Origin of the sequence: Brevundimonas sp. TWP2-3-4b2 (genome assembly GCF_049897345.1) — a bacterium.
Classification (GTDB): domain Bacteria; phylum Pseudomonadota; class Alphaproteobacteria; order Caulobacterales; family Caulobacteraceae; genus Brevundimonas.
In genome coordinates this window covers 85,199-101,165 of sequence record NZ_JAFCWB010000004.1, presented here as the reverse complement: position 1 = coordinate 101,165, position 15,967 = coordinate 85,199, and the positions used below count along the sequence as shown (strand labels likewise).

The following is a 15,967-nucleotide window of genomic DNA, read 5'->3' as shown; positions in this document are numbered from 1 at the left end:
CCCTCGGACGCGAAGCGGCGCCGCTGGTCAGGTATCACCGTTAACCGGCATCCGGGGCAAGTGAAGTTTCAGACAGACGCCCCGTCCGTCCTTGCCCGCCATACCTTCGCTTCCCCGCCGAGTCCGGTATAAGCCCCGCAGCATGACACGTTTTCTGATCGTCGCAGCCGGGGGTGCCCTCGGCACTGTCGCCCGTTACGGGATCGGACGGCTGCTGCCGGCGACCGCCTGGCCCTGGGCGACGCTGACGGTCAATCTCGTGGGCGGTCTGCTGATGGGCCTTCTGGCCGGCTGGCTGGCCTTCCGCGGCGGCGTCCATGGCGAGTCCATCCGCCTGTTCGCGGCCGTCGGCGTGCTGGGCGGCTTCACAACCTTCTCGGCCTTTTCGCTGGAGACGGCCCTGATGATCGAGCGCCGTCAATTGGCCATGGCGGGTGGTTATGTCGCCGCCTCGGTGGCGCTTTCGGTGCTCGCCCTGTTTATCGGCCTGATGGTCGCCCGCCGCGCCTTCGGAGCCGCCCTTTGACCCCCCCTGAAACAAACGAACCGATTCAAGAGTCCGAGCCCGCTCCCAAGCGCGAGGTGCTGACGATCTATGTCGCCGAGGCCGAGGACGGTATCCGGCTGGATCGCTGGTTCCGCCGGCGCTGGCCGCACCTGTCCAACATCCAGGTGCAGAAGATGGCCCGCAGCGGCCAGATCCGCGTCGACGGTGCCCGCATCAAGCCCGAGGGCCGCCTGACCGCCGGTGCCGCCGTGCGCGTGCCGCCGATCCCCGACGACACCTCGCGTCAGGCCGGCGACGTCCACACCCTCAGCGCCCAGGACATCAAATTCGCCAAGTCGCTGGTCCTCTATGAGGACGACATGGTCATCGCCATCAACAAGCCGCACGGGCTGGCGGTGCAGGGCGGCACCAAGACCAGCCGCCATGTCGACCGGCTGCTGTCGGCCTGGGGGGAGGGGATGGACCGTCCGCGTCTGGTGCACCGCCTCGACCGCGACACCTCCGGCGTCCTGCTTCTCGGCAAGGGCCCCGAGGCGGCCAAGCGGCTGGCCGGGGCCTTCGCCCGGCGTCAGGCCAAGAAGACCTACTGGGCCATCGTCATCGGCAACCCCAAGCCCGCCGCCGGCCAGATCGACATGCCGCTGAAGAAGACCGGCATCAACGACTTCGAGATGATGCGCCCCGCCGACCGCAAGGATCCCCGCGCCGAGCCGGCCGAGACCGGCTTCGCCACCATCAGTCGTGCCGCCCACCGCGCCTCGTGGATGGCCCTGCGCCCCTTCACGGGCCGGACGCACCAGCTGCGCGCCCACATGGCCGGCATTGGTCATCCGATCCTCGGCGATCCCAAATACGGCGACGAGAAATCGAAGGAGCTTTCCGGCCCGCTGAAGCTGCAGCTGCATGCCCGGAGCATCGAGCTCGAGCATCCGCGGGGCGGCATGCTGAAGGTGGAGGCACCCCTGAGCCCCGAAATGCTCGCCGGCATGGCCCATTTCGGCTTCGAGGAGGCGGAAGGGGACGAGAGCGATCCGTTCGAAGGGGTGAGGCGGCAGCGTTGATCACGACGGCGTCCCAACTGCAGCAGGCACGCTCGCTGGCAGCCGAAGGCCGGATGCCGGAAGCCGTCGCCCTGTTGAAAGGAATCGGCCGCCTCGACGTGGCGCTGGATCTGCGCCGTTCCGAGGTCCGGACGCGCCCGACAAGCGCCGTGGCTGAACACAATCTGGCTGGGCTTCTGGGAGACATGGGTCACGCGCCAGAGGCCGAGCGCGCCGCAAGGCGGGCCTTTGCCAAGGGCGGTGACGCGCCGGAGACCTGGCTGGTTCTGGCGCGGGTCCTGGTGGCCCAGGGCCGGTTCGACGAAGGCGAAGCCGCCTATCGCCAGGCCTTGGCGCGTCGTCCTGCATATGCCGAAGCCGTTCGTGATCTGGCCCAGCTGATCTGGATGCAAACGGGCGACGCCGAGGCGGCCTTGCAGCCGTTCGGGGCGGCATTGGCGGTCGCGCCCGGTGCCGCCGACCTGCGCATCGCCCGAGCCACCGTCATGACGTATGTGGGGGTCACACCCGACGCCGTCCATTCGGCGCTCGGCGCGAATGGTGCCGACCCCGGCATCGAGCTTGCCGCCACCCAGGCTGCTCTCGGCTTCGACAAGAGTCGCGCCCTGGCCCATGCCCGTGCCGCCCATGCCTTGCGCCCGGATGTCCGCAGTGCCCTGGCGCTGGCCGAGGTCCACCTCGCGCGCGCGGAGCCCCATGCCGCCATGCCCTTGATAGACGCGGTGCTGGCGGCCCTGCCTGACGATCAGGCTGCCCTCAGCCTGCGGGCCGTCGGATGGCGGCAGGCCGGCGATTCCCGCGCGACCGCGCTGTATGACTACAGCTCAATGGTCGGGGGATGGACCATCGACACACCGTCGCCCTGGAAAACGTTGTCAGCCTATCTCTCTGATTTGTCGAAAAGTCTGCGTAGCCTGCACGGCCTGAAGACTCATCCCGTCGGCCAGAGCCTGCGTCACGGCACCCAGACGGCCGCCAGTCTCCTGCGCAGCCGCGACCCGGCCATCCGGGCTTTCTTCGGCGCGATTGACCGTCCGATACGCGCGTATATGGAGCGGCTTGGGACCGGATCGGATCCGTTGCGCCGCCGCGCGACCGGCGACTACCGGCTGTCCGGGGCGTGGTCCGTTCAGTTGAACCCTGGAGGTTACCACGCGGCCCACATCCATCCCGAGGGCTGGCTGTCGTCAGCCTGCTATATCGATCTGCCCGATGCGGTGGAGGCCGAAGGGCAGCAGGGCTGGATCGGCTTCGGGGGTCCCCCGTTCGCGCCTGATCTGCCGCATCAGCATTTCGAAAAGCCCGAACCGGGCAAGCTGGTGCTGTTTCCCTCCTACATGTGGCACGGCACCGTGCCCTTTGAGGGAGACCAGACCCGTCTGACCATAGCCTTTGATGTTGTCCCCGCATGACCCGGCCCCTCGCGGTCTTTGACATCGACGGCACCCTCGTGGACAGCCGGGCCTCGATCTTCGAGGCGGCGACCGAGGCGTCGCGGGCGCTGGGTCTGCCTGATCCTGAATACGACCGGGTCCGCAAGATCGTCGGCCTGTCCCTGCCGGTGGCCCTGCGCGAACTCGAGCCGCATCTGAACGACGCCGACCTCACCCGGTTCGTGGAGGCCTTCAAGGCCGTCTTCCTGCGCATGAAAAGCGATCCGGATTTTCACGAACCACTCTATCCGGGTGCCATGGAGACGGTCCGCCGCCTGCACCGCGACGGCTGGCGGCTCGCGCTGGCCACGGGTCAGTCGCGCCGCGGCGTGGCCCGCAATCTGGCCCGCGAGGGCTGGGCCGACCTGTTCATCTCGTCCCACTGCGCCGAGGACGGACCGGGCAAGCCCGATCCCGCCATGCTGCACGCCGCCATGGCCGCCTGCGACGCCGAGCCCGCGACCACGGTCATGATCGGCGACACCGCCCACGACATCACGATGGCGATCAGCGCCGGCGTCCTGCCGCTGGGCGTCGCCTGGGGCTTTCATACCGTCGAGGAGCAGCGGGCCGCCGGGGCCCGCCACGTCGCCGGATCCTTCGCCGAACTGACCCTGGTGCTGGACGGTTTCGCCGACCTGACCCGCGCCGCCTGAGACCCCTGATGAGCCACATCCCGCCGCTTGATCCCAATGTCGCCGCCCGCAAAGGCTTCCGCGAGTCCGAAGAGCGGCTGAAACGCTTCTGGACGGCCGTGGATGTGGCCGAAGGTGAGGACGGCTGGAGCGTCACCCTCGACGGGCGTACGCCGAAGACCCCCGCCCATGCGAAGCTGACCCTGCCGACCGAAGCCGCTGCCCGGCTGGTCGCGGCGGAATGGGCCGCCCAAGGTGAGTTCATCGACCCCGGAACCATGCCCGCCACCCGCCTGGCCTCGACCGCCATCGACCGGGTCAGCCAGGTGCGCGAGGCCGTGGCCGAGGAGATCGCCGCCTTCGCCGGCTCGGACCTGCTCTGCTATCTCGCCGACCATCCGACATCACTGGTGACCGAACAGGCCCGGGCCTGGGGTCCGTGGCGCGACTGGGCTGCGCGCACCCATGGCATCACCCTCGAATTGGCCGAGGGGATCGTCCACCGGCCGCAGGACCCGCAGGCGGTGGCCCGGACGCGCGCCCTGGCCTTGGCTCTGGATGACTTCGCCCTGACCGGCCTGGCCACGGCGACCCCCTTGCTCGGCTCGGCCGTGCTGGCCTTGGCCCTCCAGCAGGGCGAGATCGGCGGCGAGGCGGCCTTTGAACTGTCCCGTCTCGACGAGGCCTTCCAGGAACGCCAGTGGGGCGTCGATGCCGAGGCCGCCGAACGCACCGCCGCCCGCCGGGCCGAGGCGGTGATGCTGGACCGCTGGTTCCGGGCGCTGGGCTAAAGTTCCTTCCGCGACTCGGGAGGATTGCCACCTCCGCGCGCGGCTTCTAATCCCGTGGGCGACACACGGAAAGCGACCGGACCATGAACACCATCCTCGACCAGCTCGAAGCCCGCCGCGCGGCCGCCAGGCTTGGCGGCGGCGAGGCCCGCATCGCCAGCCAGCACGCCAAGGGCAAGCTGACCGCCCGCGAACGCATCGACGTGCTGCTGGACGAGGGCAGTTTCGAGGAAACCGACATGTTCGTGGAGCACCGCTCCCACGACTTCGGCATGCGCGACCAGCGTATCCCCGGCGACGGCGTGGTCACCGGCCGGGGCACCATCGGCGGCCGGCTGGTTTATGTCTTCTCCAAGGATTTCACAGTCTTCGGCGGAAGTCTGTCGGGCGCGCATGCGGCCAAGATCGTCAAGATCCAGACCATGGCCCTGACCAATGGCGCGCCGATTATCGGCCTGTTCGACGCCGGCGGTGCGCGCATCCAGGAGGGGGTCGAGAGCCTCGCCGGCTATGCCGACATCTTCCTGCAGAACACCCTGGCCTCGGGCGTCATCCCCCAGATCAGCGTCATCATGGGGCCCTGCGCCGGCGGCGACGTCTATTCCCCCGCCATCACCGACTTCATCTTCATGGTGAAGGACACCTCCTACATGTACGTGACCGGCCCCGATGTGGTGAGGACCGTCACCAATGAGGTCGTGACCCACGAGGACCTGGGCGGTGCCCGCGTCCATTCGCAGAAGTCCGGCGTGGCCGACGGCGCCTTCGAGAACGATCTGGAGGCCCTGTCCGAGGTCCGCCGCCTGATCGGCTTTTTGCCTTTGTCCAACCGCGAAAAGCCGCCGGTCCGCGACAGCTACGACGATCCCGACCGCGACGAGGCCAGCCTCGACACCCTGGTCCCGGCCAATCCGAACCAGCCCTATGACATCAAGGAACTGATCCTGAAGACGGTCGACGAGGCCGAATTCTTCGAGATCGCCCCGGACTTCGCGAGGAATATCGTCACCGGCTTCGGCCGCCTCGACGGCCAGACGGTCGGCGTCGTCGCCAACCAGCCGCAGGTCCTGGCCGGGGTCCTGGACATCGACTCCAGCCGCAAGGCCGCGCGGTTTGTGCGTTTCTGCGACGCCTTCGACATCCCGCTGGTGACCTTCGTCGACGTGCCCGGCTTCATGCCCGGCACGCGTCAGGAGTACGGCGGCCTGATCAAGCACGGCGCCAAGCTGCTGTTCGCCTATGCCGAGGCCACCGTGCCCAAACTGACCGTGATCACGCGCAAGGCCTATGGCGGCGCCTATGACGTGATGAGCTCCAAACACCTGCGCGGCGACGTCAACTACGCCTGGCCCTCGGCCGAGATCGCCGTCATGGGGGCCAAGGGTGCCGTCGAGATCATCTTCCGCAAGGAGGCGGGGGACCCGGAAGCCCTGGCGGCGCGCGAGGCCGAGTACAAGGAACGGTTCGCCAACCCCTTCGTGGCCGCGGGCCTCGGCTATATCGACGACGTGATCATGCCGCACGGGACCCGACGCCGGCTGATCCGGGCGCTACGGACGCTGAAGAACAAACAGCAGAGCAATCCGTGGAAGAAGCACGATAATATTCCGCTGTAGAGGATGTCCTGACCAACCTCCTCTTCCTCTGTTCCCGCAACCGCCTCCGCTCGCCCACGGCCGAGCAGGTGTTCGCGTCATGGCCCGGCGTCGAGACCGCCTCCGCCGGCCTGGCGCCCGATGCGGAGGAGCAGTGCTCCGCCGAACTGGTGGAATGGGCCGACATCATCTTCGTCATGGAGCGCGCCCATCGCGCCAAGCTCCAGCGCCGCTTCAGGGCCCGGCTGAAGCGTGCCCGGGTCATCTGCCTCGACATCCCCGACGACTACGCCTTCATGCAGACGGAGCTTGTGGCGCTGCTGGAGAAGAAGGTCGGGCCTTTCCTCTGACCCTTCTCCCCCGCCACGCCATCCTCGCAGGCAAGGCGGTGTGCCATGAAAGCGAGAAAAGCCTCGCGACCTCCCGCAAATAGTGATAACCAAAGGTTGTATCAACCTGATCCAAGGCCCGATCCAAGGGAGGTCATCATGCTCTATCAAAACATCGCGGCGCAGTTCTTCACCTCGGCCGACGACGACCGCGGGACCAGCGCCTATTTCGTCTATCCGGACGGCATTATCCGCGCCAAGACGGCGACACAGACCCTGCATGTACGGCCGGGCAACAACCTCTGCTTCATCCGCGCCGCTGACGCCGACACCGTGCTGGCTCGCGGCGTGGCCAGCGTGGCGCACAACGGCGGCGACGTGACCATCACCCTCGGCAACGCCGCCACGGTCGCGGGCAAGAAGGCTGCGGGCGGCGCCTATGACACCACGGTCGACTTCGTCCTCGCCGTCAACGGGAATTACATCGGCGGCCAGCATGTGGGCCACGAGATCACCGGAGCCTTTGACGCGGGGGGCAGCGGCATCACCCTGACCGACATCAACCGGGTCAAGGCGACCGAGGTGAATGGCACGGACACCGCCATCACCGGCGCCAACGGCGATGTGGACATCGACCATCAGTAGGTGGCGGGCAGGGGGCCCGGGTCTCCGTGCATCTCCGCGAAGGTGGGGACCCAGGTTTGGGCGGCAACGAGGCTGCCTGACTGAACCGACTGGCGCGATCTGGCGGCCGACCGGTTCCCCGAGAATGATCCCGACGGGTCTCCACCGGAAGAGCCGGACGCCTGCGACCGTTCCTGACGCACCCGCATGGCAGGCTGTCGCGTCCGGTCTTTGACAAGCGAACACGCCGACGGCGATTTCAGACGATTCAGACGATTCAGACCCGGTTTTTCATCTGGCGGGAGTCTGAATCTCCCCGTCAGCCGACCAGCGCCGCCCGCTCTTCCGGGGTCAGCATCCGCCACCGACCCTCGGGCAGATTGTCGAGCTTCAGTGGTCCGATCCGTACACGGATCAAGTCGATAACCTCGAGGTCGACCATCTCGCACATGCGCCGGATCTGACGGTTGCGGCCCTCGCGCAGGATGAATTTGAGTCGGAAGGACTCCATCCGGCTGACGTAGGCGGGCTTCAGCTGGCGGCCGTCCAGCATCAGGCCATGGCGCAGGATCTTGAGCTTCTTCTCGGTCACGTCGCCGGCGATGCGGACCAGATACTCCTTGTCCAGATCGGATTGTGGTCCGATCACGGCCTTGGCCACCACCCCGTCCGACGACAGCAGCAGAAGGCCGCGCGAATCCTCGTCCAGCCGGCCGATCGGGGGCAGGGAATGGTCGTCGGCGGGCACCGTTCCGGGACCGACCCGGTTGCCCTCGGTGACCAGCCGCACCGCCGGGAGCTTGTCGGGCTCGGGCTGGCCCGAAACATAGCCCAGCGGCTTGTGCATGACGATGGTGACGCCCTCGGCCAGGGCGGCGGTGGCCCGGTCGTTCAGGGTCAGGGTCTGGCCGGGCTCGAGCTTGCGGCCGGCGTCGGTGACCACCTCGCCGTCGACCGACACCAGGCCGTCGGCGATCAGGGCGTCCGCCTCGCGGCGCGAGCAGACGCCGGTCTGGCCCAGCCATTTGTTGATCCGGACCGGCTCGTCGCCGTCATAGGTTCTGGAAAACGCCATGCCGGTCCCTAGACGCAGGGCGGCACCGGGTCCAGCCGCGCGATCAGCGGCCCGGGGCGGTCGCCAGGGCCGCCCTGGCGATCTCGTCGTCCTGGGCCGAAGACGCCCCCGAGACGCCGATGGCCCCGATCACCCGGCCGTCGACCACGATGGGCACGCCCCCGGCGACCGGGATCATGCCGTCGATGGCCAGAAGCGCCATCCGCCCTCCGGCCAGCCGCTCCTCCGACACCGAGGTCGCCGTCCGGAACAGGGCCGCCGACCGCGCCTTGGCCTGGGAGACGGCGATGGAGCCGTACTGCACATCGTCCATCCGCCCGAAGGCGACCAGGGTGCCCGAGGGCTCGACGACCGCGAAGGCCATGCGGAAGCCGCGCGCCGAAGCGGCCGCGATCGCCCGGTCGATCAGCGCCTGCGCCGCCTCCAGCCCGATCGGCGCGCCATAGGGCGGTGCGGGTGCGGCGGGGGCCGCGGGCGCAACCGGCGCGGCCGGGGGCGTCTGATTCTGCGCGGCGGCGGGCGTGGCGAGCAGCGCCACGGCGAGGATAAGCGGTTTCATGATCGGGCCCCTGTCTGTGGGTCCTGACGTCTCACCCCGGCGCGCCGGGCGCAAGTCCGGCTCACACCCGGCGGAACAGCAGCATCAGATTGTTGGAGGGCATTTCTATCCGCATCGTGAAGGCCAGCCGCTCGTCTCTGGCCAGGGCCACGACCGCGTCCCGGTCGCGCAGGCCCCAGGCCGGATCGCGCGCCCTCAGGCTCTCGTCAAAGGCCGCGTTCGACGGGGCCAGTGGCACATTCGCCTCGCGATAGGGCCCGTACAGCGCCAGCAATCCGCCGGGCCGCAGCCCGCGTCCCGCCAGCGCCATCAGCCCCTCGGTCGCCGTCCAGGGGCTGATGTGGATCATGTTGATGCAGACCAGCGCCTGAAACGGGCCGTCCGGCCAGCTGGCCGTGTCCAGGACGTCCAGCGCGATCGGGGCGCACAGGTTGGGCAGGCCCGCCGCTCCGGCCCAGGCCGCGATACTGGCGCGGGCCTCGGCCGACGGATCGCTGGGCGTCCAGTCCAGACCGGGCAGGGCCGTGGCAAAGGCGACGGCGTGTTCGCCGGAGCCCGCCGCGATTTCGAGCACCACGCCCCGGTGCGGCAGATGGGCGCGCAGCACCTCGAGGATCGGCCCCGTATTGCGCGCCACGGCGGGCGAGGACCGGCCGCCGGCGGGAGTCGCGTCCATCGCATCCATCGTCTGCATGGCCGCCCGGATACAACGCCGGGGCCCGCGCGGCGACCGGAAATATGCAGCCGGTCCCGGGACCCTCGTCCGTGAAAGGTTGAATCATGCATCGGTTGACGCCGCGTCTCCTTAGGTGTCATTCCGGCCAAAACATTGCGTGATCAGTCACGCGGGGAAGGCCACGGCGGCGTCAGATCGCCGGGCGACGATCAGGAGAGTGCGCGTGACCCAGTCGATTCCCGGCCTGCATCCGGCCCCCACACGTCACGCCGGCCTGGTGGCCTGGGTCGAGCAGATCGCCGCCCTGACGAAACCCGCCCGCGTCCACTGGTGCGATGGCTCCGAGACCGAAAAGGCGGCCATCGTCGCCGATCTGATCGGCAAGGGCACACTGCGCGAACTGGACCAGGGCAAGCGCCCCGGCTGCTACTACGCCGCCTCGGACCCCAAGGACGTCGCGCGCGTCGAAAGCCGCACCTTCATTTGCTCGGCCGACGAGATCGATGCCGGCCCCACCAACAACTGGGCCGATCCGGTCGAGATGCGGGCCCGCCTGAACGGCCTGTTCGACGGCTGCATGGCCGGCCGCACGATGTATGTGGTGCCCTTCTCGATGGGCCCGCTGGGCTCCGAGCTCAGCGCCCTTGGTGTCGAGATCACCGACAGCGGCTATGTCGCCATCTCGATGGGCATCATGACCCGCATGGGCCAGCCGGTGCTGGACCTGATGGGCGAGGACGGCGTCTTCGTGCCGGCCGTGCACACCCTCGGTGCCCCGCTCGCCGAGGGCCAGGCCGATGTGCCGTGGCCCTGCAATGAAGACAAGTGGATCGTCCACTATCCCGAGACCCGCGAGATCTGGTCCTATGGCTCGGGCTATGGCGGCAACGCCCTGCTGGGCAAGAAATGTTACGCCCTGCGCATCGCCTCGGTCATGGCCCGCGACGAGGGCTGGCTGGCCGAGCATATGCTGATCCTCAAGCTGACCGATCCGGCAGGCCGCGCCAAATACGTCGCCGCCGCCTTCCCCTCGGCCTGCGGCAAGACCAACCTGGCCATGCTCCAGCCGACCATTCCGGGCTGGAAGGCAGAGACCATCGGCGACGACATCGCCTGGATGCGGTTCGGCGACGACGGCCGCCTGTATGCGGTGAACCCGGAAGCCGGCTTCTTCGGCGTCGCGCCGGGCACCAGCCGCAACACCAACGGCAACGCCCTTGCGACGATGGGCTCCAACACCGTCTTCACCAACACGGCCCTGACCGCCGACAACGACGTCTGGTGGGAAGGCCTGTCGAAGGTCGCCCCCGAAGGCATGACCAACTGGAAGGGCGTGCCTCACGACCCGGCCTCGGGCGAGCCTGCCGCTCACGCCAACGCCCGCTTCGCCGCCCCGGCCTCGCAATGCCCGACCATCGCGCCGGAATGGGAAGATCCGAAGGGCGTGCCGATCGACGCCATTCTGTTCGGCGGCCGCCGCGCTTCGGCCGTGCCGCTGGTGACCGAGGCCTTCGACTGGGAGCACGGCGTGTTCATGGGCTCCTCGGTGGCCTCGGAGGGCACGGCCGCAGCCGAGAACGCCATCGGCACCCTGCGCCGCGATCCCTTCGCCATGCTGCCCTTCTGCGGCTACAACATGGGTGACTATTTCGCCCACTGGCTGTCGATGGCCGGCAAGACCGAGGCGGCGAAACTGCCGCGCCTGTATTTCGTCAACTGGTTCCGCAAGAACGACGACGGCCAATTCGTCTGGCCCGGCTTCGGCGACAACGTCCGGGTCCTGAAATGGATTTCGGAACGTCTGGACGGCGAGGCCGAGGCCTTTGATACGCCCGTCGGCCGGGTCCCGACCCGCGACGCGCTGGACCTGTCCGGCCTGACCCTGTCGGACGCCGATCTGGCGACGCTGCTGGATGTCGACGCCGACGTCTGGGCCGAGGAGGCGGCGCTGATCCCGGAGTTTTACGCCCAGTTCGGCGACCGCCTGCCGCAGGCCCTCTGGGACCAGCACGCGGCCCTGACAGCCCGCATCGACGCCAGCCGTGCCGCCGCCATAGCCGCCGAATAGGACCGCGAAACTGCGCTCAAACGGCGAGCGGCCGCGCCGCTCGTCATAGCGCCCTTGCAAAGACGCTCCGGGCGGTCGATCAGATCGCTCGTGGCTTCCTCTCCAGATGTGATCGTCATCGGCGCCGGCGTGCTCGGCCTCTGCACCGCGGCGGAGCTTGGCGCGCGCGGCCATGCCGTGACGGTTATCGACCCCGGGGGTGCCAACGCCAGCTCGATCGCCGCCGGCATGATCGCGCCGGCGCTGGAATCGCTGCTCGACGATCTCTCGCCCGACCGCGCCGCCCTGCTGAAGCGGGCTCGAGACCTCTGGCCGTCGGTCGCCGGGAGTTATGGCCTCAAACTTCATCGTGACGGTGCGGACTGGCGAGGGGCAAATGCCCAGGCGGCGTCGGCCCGACTGCAGGCGCTGGGCTTCGACGCCCGCCCGTCGGAAAACGGCCTGACGACTTCGGATGACTGGCGGATCGATGTCGGACCGGCGCTGACGACTCTGGCGCGGGCTCCCGGCGTGACAATGGTCCGGGGTCGGGTCGCTCGCCTGTTGGGAGAAGGCCGCCGCTGGCGGGTCGAGGGCGGTGACGGGCGCGTTTGGTTCAGTTCGACAGTCGTTCTGGCCACGGGCGCGGACCCCTCCATCCCCGGTCTTGCCGACGGCGTCGCTGCGATCGTCTCGGGTGTGCAACCGATCCGGGGACAGCTGACCGCCGTCGTCACGGCCGCGCCGCCGCGGGTGGTCCGCGCGGCGGATGTCTATGTCGCGCCGGGCGAGGGCGGCGTGGTGATCGGCGCGACCATGGAGCCGGGCCGTCGCGATCTGGAACCGGATGCGGCCGAATCCCTGCGTCAGGTCAAAGCCGGTCTGGCCTTGCTGGGGGGGGATGGCGAGGCAGGCGCGGTCCGGGTCGGCGTCCGGGGTGCCACGCGAGACGGGCTGCCGCTGGCGGGACCCACCGGCGAGCCGGGCCTGCATCTGGCGCTGGCCCCCCGTCGCAACGGCTGGCTGATGGGGCCGCTGGTCGCGCAGGTCGTGGCCGACGGAATCGAGGGCAGGGCACCCGTGTCGGATGCCGCCGCCCTCGATCCGCTCAGGTTCGCCTGATCAGTCTTCCGGCAGGTTGAAGCGCAGACTCATGCTGACGCGCGACCCCTCGGCCGCGCCGTTGACCGTGCGCGGATTGACGCGGAAATAGCGCGACAGGCTCTGCGCCGCCCGGCCGAAGCCGTAGCTGCCCGGTGCTTCCCGCGTCACATTGCAGTCCGTGACCGCACCGTTCGGCAGGACCAGACAGTTCAGCGACGCCGAGCCTGACACCCCGCCGGCGAGGGCGCGTTCAGGATAGGCCCGCATCAGCTGCTCTGCCGAGGGCTGACGCGACCAGGTCGGGCTGGTGATGACCGGTGCCGGGGTCGCAACAGGCTCAGGTGCGAGGCTGTCGGGCGTGACGATGTCCACAGGCCGGTCCGTCGTGAATACGGTCGTCTCGCCTGTGGGCTTGTCAGAGGAAGCGGTTGAGAGCGTCTCCACCGGCGTCCGGGGCAGCGGCGTGTCATTGACGTCGGGATTCGGCGCCGGGGGCGTCCGGGCGGTCTTCACCGGTTCGGGCGGCTTCAGCCGATAGGTGATCACGTCCATGATCGGCCGCTCGGGCGGGGCTTCCGCTACCGGCATCTCGAAGCGCTGGTAATACAGCACGGCACCCAGTCCGACGTGGGCCGCCACCACAATCCCTGTTGCGATCCAGGTCGCACGGGAAGAACGCGGTCGTTTTCGGTCGTTGAAGTCGAGCGGATACACCCGTCCATGCCCGCCAGCGGTCGTCAACCTCATGGCCGTCACTCCCTGTCTCTCGCCGCGCCCACAGCGTCCCACGGCCAAGTTGAGCGCTGACGTTACGGCAAGTTTTAGGCATGTCTCGCCACGGAAAGGCCACGCGCAGCCATCGGGCGAAAGTTAAGGGTCTGTGGACGTTAATCTCTACGTTAGGATTTGATTAACCACGGTCCCCCAGCCTCATGAGTCATGAACCTCGGAGCGATTCCATCCTCGGGCGGAGTCGAGGCGGCCATCCGGCGCGCCTCGAACGCCACCGGCGTGGATGCAGATTTCCTGGTTCGGACGGCCCGCCGCGAAAGCGCGATGAACCCGTCCGCCAAGGCCCGAACGTCATCGGCCGCCGGCCTTTTCCAGTTTGTCGAACAGACCTGGCTTGGGACCGTGAAGGCCCACGGTGCCAAGCATGGATACGGCCAGTATGCCGATCTCATCTATCGCGGGGGCGACGGTCGCTGGCGGGTCGAGGGCTCGGCGCGCAATGTGGTGCTGGATTTGCGGTTTGATCCGCAGGCGGCCTCGACCATGGCGGCTGAACTGACGGCGTCCAATGCCGCCTATCTGCGCGGTCGGTCTGGCAAAGAGCCCGGGGCCGGCGATCTTTACGCCGCCCACTTCCTGGGACCGGCGGGCGCGGCGCAGCTGATGGACGCGATGGAACGCCGGCCCGGCAGCAGCGCGGCAGCGATCTTCCCGGAGGCGGCCTCGGCCAACCGCTCGATCTTCTATCGGGACGGCCGCCCGGCGACCGTGGCCGAGGTTCACGCCAACCTGCAACGCAGCGCCGGTGACGGTGCGCCGGCCGCCGCTGTCCGCCCCGATCAGGCCGCGCCCGACCTGAGCGAACGGGACCGCCAGCTGGCCGCCCGACTGGATCGGCTGAAGCAGGACCAGAGTCTGCTGTCGCTTTTGCTTGGGCAGGATGGGGACGGCAAGGCGGGCGGCTTCGGCGGTGCCTTCGGACCGGATAGCAACACGCGCACCTGAGGCCGAATCCGGCGATGGTGAACCGCCCGTTAAGGATGAGGGGCCAATGTTGACAGGCCACCCTTGGACCCGCCCATGACCGCCTATCGCGCCCGCCTTACCGAGATCGACATCCATCGCCTGATCAAGGCGACCGACGAGGACGAACGCGCGGCTGCGGCACACAAGCTGTGCCGCAGCATGGACAAGGCCGAGCTGGATGACGCCGATCGCGCCGCGGCGCAGAAGATTCTCAGAATGCTGTCCCAGGATGCGGCCGAACTGGTCCGCCGGGCCATGGCGGTGACACTGAAAGCGTCGGACCTCATTCCCCGGGACGTGGCCCGGCGGATGGCGGCCGACGTCGACAGCGTGGCTCTGCCGATGATCAATTTTTCGCCGGTCTTCACCGATGAGGATCTGATCGAGATCGTGCGGGCCGGATCGGCCGTGCGTCAGGTGGCGGTCGCCAGCCGGCCCAACGTGGGTCGTGATGTCGCCGAGGCCGTCTCAGAGGTCGGATGTGAGCAGTCCGTGCGGGCCCTCGCCGCGAATGACAATGCTGATGTGTCGGAATCCGCGCTCGGCCGATGCGTGGACCGGTTCGGAAGCTCACGCGAGATCGTGGCGGCGATCGCCTATCGTCAGGTTCTGCCGTTGTCCGTGACCGAGCGTCTGGTCGAGCTGGCGTCGGATGCCGTGCGCGAGCATCTGGTTACCCGCCACGCCGTGGCTCCCGAGACCGCCATTCGTCTGGCCGCATACGCCCGTGAACGCGCCACGGTCGACCTCGTCGACCAGGCCTCGAACCAGTCTGACCTGGCGCAGTTCGTGGCCAGCCTTAATGCGCGTCGGGCCCTGACGGCTTCCCTGCTGCTTCGGGCCCTTGCCCGGGGGCAGATGGCGTTGTTCGAACATGGGATGGCCGAGCTGGCCGGCACGCCGCTGGCCCGTGCCTCACTGATGATCCACGATGCCGGATCCCTTGGATTGAAGGCCGTCTACGATCGTGCCGGCCTGCCGCCCCGGCTCTTCCTCGCCTATCGCGCCGGCGTGGACACCTGGCGTCAGCTTCAGGCCGAGGGTGTGGATACGTCCGGCGACGAATTCCGCCACCGCATGCTGGAGCGGTTCCTGACCCAGCGCCCCAACGCCCCGCGTGAGGATCTGGCCTATCTGATGGAGCGGCTGGATCACGACCCGCTGGCGTCCAGGGCCCGGCTCAGCGCCGCCGCCTGACAGCAAGACGCCCGCCGGTAAGGCGGGCGTCAGAGTGTGTCAGAACGGGGATCGGGACCTAGCCGAGGTGATCGGTCACGCGGGCTTCAAGCGTCTCCGCCAGCGCCTTGCCGACCGGGTGATCGTCGGTCTGGATTCCGTCGCGAACGACGGCCTTGATGGCGTCGATATGGGCGTCGAGGATGAGAATCGGTGCGGCCATGCGTTTGACGGGGTCGTCCATCATCTTGCAGAGCGATCCGGCCAGCCGGGTCACCAAAGGATATTGATAGGTGCTCCCGAGGCCCTTGAGGTCATGGGCCCGGAAATACAGCGCCTCGGCCGTCCGGGGATTAAAGCCCTCGCTGCGGATGTCGGCCTGGGCCTTGTCCAGCTTGACGATCTCATCCTGCAGCCATTGGCCGAACTGGGACGACATGGCCTTGAGAGCGGCCTCGGCCTTGGCGATGGCACCGGCGTCTATCCCGCCGAAGGTTCCGCCGACCTTCATGCGAAGGGTGTTGGGCGGGCGAATGACCTGGGCCGGGTTGCTCACGGCAGACTCCTGAAGACGAACAGGTACACTGTGAGGCCAC

17 protein-coding genes are annotated in these 15,967 nt (G+C 68.4%); 12 read left to right on the top strand and 5 right to left on the bottom strand.

Features of this window, described 5'->3' with window-relative positions; genetic code table 11:
* Nucleotides 1–142: 142 nt before the first annotated feature.
* The 8 genes from crcB (at nucleotide 143) to ACP7AS_RS10745 (ending at nucleotide 6,997) form a co-directional block, all read left to right on the top strand.
* Nucleotides 143–526 carry a fluoride efflux transporter CrcB gene (crcB, locus tag ACP7AS_RS10780; RefSeq protein WP_426028877.1) on the top strand — a complete coding sequence of 128 codons (384 nt, stop codon included), beginning with the start codon at nucleotides 143–145 and terminating at the stop codon, nucleotides 524–526.
* Complete coding sequence (locus ACP7AS_RS10775) at nucleotides 523–1,569, top strand: RluA family pseudouridine synthase (protein ID WP_426028876.1); 1,047 nt, start codon at nucleotides 523–525, stop codon at nucleotides 1,567–1,569. The genes crcB and ACP7AS_RS10775 overlap by 4 nt, the downstream gene beginning before the upstream one ends.
* Nucleotides 1,566–2,981: a putative 2OG-Fe(II) oxygenase gene (locus tag ACP7AS_RS10770; protein WP_426028875.1), complete on the top strand. Its 1,416-nt coding sequence runs from the start codon at nucleotides 1,566–1,568 to the stop codon at nucleotides 2,979–2,981. Before ACP7AS_RS10775 ends, ACP7AS_RS10770 begins: the two co-directional genes overlap by 4 nt.
* Nucleotides 2,978–3,658: an HAD-IA family hydrolase gene (locus ACP7AS_RS10765; RefSeq protein ID WP_426028874.1), complete on the top strand. Its 681-nt coding sequence runs from the start codon at nucleotides 2,978–2,980 to the stop codon at nucleotides 3,656–3,658. The genes ACP7AS_RS10770 and ACP7AS_RS10765 overlap by 4 nt, the downstream gene beginning before the upstream one ends.
* 8 nt (nucleotides 3,659–3,666) lie before the next feature.
* Nucleotides 3,667–4,428: an ATP12 family chaperone protein gene (locus ACP7AS_RS10760; RefSeq protein WP_426028873.1), complete on the top strand. Its 762-nt coding sequence runs from the start codon at nucleotides 3,667–3,669 to the stop codon at nucleotides 4,426–4,428.
* A gap of 83 nt (nucleotides 4,429–4,511) precedes the next feature.
* Nucleotides 4,512–6,044, top strand: coding sequence for an acyl-CoA carboxylase subunit beta (locus ACP7AS_RS10755; protein ID WP_426028872.1), 1,533 nt, complete (start codon nucleotides 4,512–4,514; stop codon nucleotides 6,042–6,044).
* Nucleotides 6,045–6,112: 68 nt separating this feature from the next.
* Nucleotides 6,113–6,373, top strand: coding sequence for a low molecular weight protein tyrosine phosphatase family protein (locus ACP7AS_RS10750; protein WP_426028871.1), 261 nt, complete (start codon nucleotides 6,113–6,115; stop codon nucleotides 6,371–6,373).
* Nucleotides 6,374–6,511: 138 nt separating this feature from the next.
* Nucleotides 6,512–6,997, top strand: coding sequence for a hypothetical protein (locus ACP7AS_RS10745; RefSeq protein WP_426028870.1), 486 nt, complete (start codon nucleotides 6,512–6,514; stop codon nucleotides 6,995–6,997).
* Between the two features lie 298 nt (nucleotides 6,998–7,295).
* Here the strand turns inward: ACP7AS_RS10745 and ACP7AS_RS10740 are convergent, their stop codons facing one another.
* The 3 genes from ACP7AS_RS10740 to ACP7AS_RS10730 all read right to left on the bottom strand — a co-directional run bounded on the left by ACP7AS_RS10740 (nucleotide 7,296) and on the right by ACP7AS_RS10730 (nucleotide 9,304).
* Nucleotides 7,296–8,051 carry a pseudouridine synthase gene (locus ACP7AS_RS10740; RefSeq protein ID WP_426028869.1) on the bottom strand — a complete coding sequence of 252 codons (756 nt, stop codon included), beginning with the start codon at nucleotides 8,049–8,051 and terminating at the stop codon, nucleotides 7,296–7,298.
* A 43-nt stretch (nucleotides 8,052–8,094) separates the two neighbouring features.
* Nucleotides 8,095–8,610, bottom strand: coding sequence for a GlcG/HbpS family heme-binding protein (locus tag ACP7AS_RS10735; RefSeq protein WP_426028868.1), 516 nt, complete (start codon nucleotides 8,608–8,610; stop codon nucleotides 8,095–8,097).
* Between the two features lie 61 nt (nucleotides 8,611–8,671).
* Nucleotides 8,672–9,304, bottom strand: a complete 633-nt coding sequence (locus tag ACP7AS_RS10730) for a DUF938 domain-containing protein (RefSeq protein WP_426028867.1) — start codon at nucleotides 9,302–9,304, stop codon at nucleotides 8,672–8,674.
* Between the two features lie 205 nt (nucleotides 9,305–9,509).
* Between ACP7AS_RS10730 and ACP7AS_RS10725 the strand changes: the two genes are divergently transcribed.
* Together ACP7AS_RS10725 and ACP7AS_RS10720 are read left to right on the top strand one after the other, a co-directional pair.
* On the top strand, nucleotides 9,510–11,354 hold the full coding sequence (locus ACP7AS_RS10725) for a phosphoenolpyruvate carboxykinase (GTP) (protein WP_426028866.1): 1,845 nt from the start codon (nucleotides 9,510–9,512) through the stop codon (nucleotides 11,352–11,354).
* A 90-nt stretch (nucleotides 11,355–11,444) separates the two neighbouring features.
* A complete protein-coding gene (locus ACP7AS_RS10720; RefSeq protein ID WP_426028865.1) occupies nucleotides 11,445–12,455 on the top strand; it encodes an NAD(P)/FAD-dependent oxidoreductase in 1,011 nt (336 codons plus the stop codon).
* Here ACP7AS_RS10720 and ACP7AS_RS10715 read toward each other — a convergent pair whose 3' ends face one another.
* Nucleotides 12,456–13,076, bottom strand: coding sequence for an energy transducer TonB family protein (locus ACP7AS_RS10715; protein WP_426028864.1), 621 nt, complete (start codon nucleotides 13,074–13,076; stop codon nucleotides 12,456–12,458).
* 300 nt (nucleotides 13,077–13,376) lie between these two features.
* On the opposite strand from ACP7AS_RS10715, the gene ACP7AS_RS10710 reads away from it, so the two are divergent.
* Nucleotides 13,377–14,174, top strand: coding sequence for a transglycosylase SLT domain-containing protein (locus ACP7AS_RS10710; RefSeq protein ID WP_426028863.1), 798 nt, complete (start codon nucleotides 13,377–13,379; stop codon nucleotides 14,172–14,174).
* Between the two features lie 75 nt (nucleotides 14,175–14,249).
* Entirely contained in the window at nucleotides 14,250–15,392 is a 1,143-nt protein-coding gene (locus ACP7AS_RS10705; RefSeq protein ID WP_426028862.1) for a DUF2336 domain-containing protein, read from the top strand.
* Nucleotides 15,393–15,450: 58 nt separating this feature from the next.
* Here ACP7AS_RS10705 and ACP7AS_RS10700 read toward each other — a convergent pair whose 3' ends face one another.
* Nucleotides 15,451–15,927, bottom strand: coding sequence for an Hpt domain-containing protein (locus tag ACP7AS_RS10700; protein WP_426028861.1), 477 nt, complete (start codon nucleotides 15,925–15,927; stop codon nucleotides 15,451–15,453).
* Nucleotides 15,928–15,967: the final 40 nt, after the last annotated feature.

Coding starts and splice junctions, on each gene's coding strand:
- crcB (WP_426028877.1), top strand. CDS start 143: ATGACACGTTTTCTGATCGTCGCAGCCGGGGGTGCCCTCGGCACTGTC.
- ACP7AS_RS10765 (WP_426028874.1), top strand. CDS start 2,978: ATGACCCGGCCCCTCGCGGTCTTTGACATCGACGGCACCCTCGTGGAC.
- ACP7AS_RS10760 (WP_426028873.1), top strand. CDS start 3,667: ATGAGCCACATCCCGCCGCTTGATCCCAATGTCGCCGCCCGCAAAGGC.
- ACP7AS_RS10755 (WP_426028872.1), top strand. CDS start 4,512: ATGAACACCATCCTCGACCAGCTCGAAGCCCGCCGCGCGGCCGCCAGG.
- ACP7AS_RS10745 (WP_426028870.1), top strand. CDS start 6,512: ATGCTCTATCAAAACATCGCGGCGCAGTTCTTCACCTCGGCCGACGAC.
- ACP7AS_RS10740 (WP_426028869.1), bottom strand. CDS start 8,051: ATGGCGTTTTCCAGAACCTATGACGGCGACGAGCCGGTCCGGATCAAC.
- ACP7AS_RS10735 (WP_426028868.1), bottom strand. CDS start 8,610: ATGAAACCGCTTATCCTCGCCGTGGCGCTGCTCGCCACGCCCGCCGCC.
- ACP7AS_RS10730 (WP_426028867.1), bottom strand. CDS start 9,304: ATGCAGACGATGGATGCGATGGACGCGACTCCCGCCGGCGGCCGGTCC.
- ACP7AS_RS10710 (WP_426028863.1), top strand. CDS start 13,377: ATGAACCTCGGAGCGATTCCATCCTCGGGCGGAGTCGAGGCGGCCATC.
- ACP7AS_RS10705 (WP_426028862.1), top strand. CDS start 14,250: ATGACCGCCTATCGCGCCCGCCTTACCGAGATCGACATCCATCGCCTG.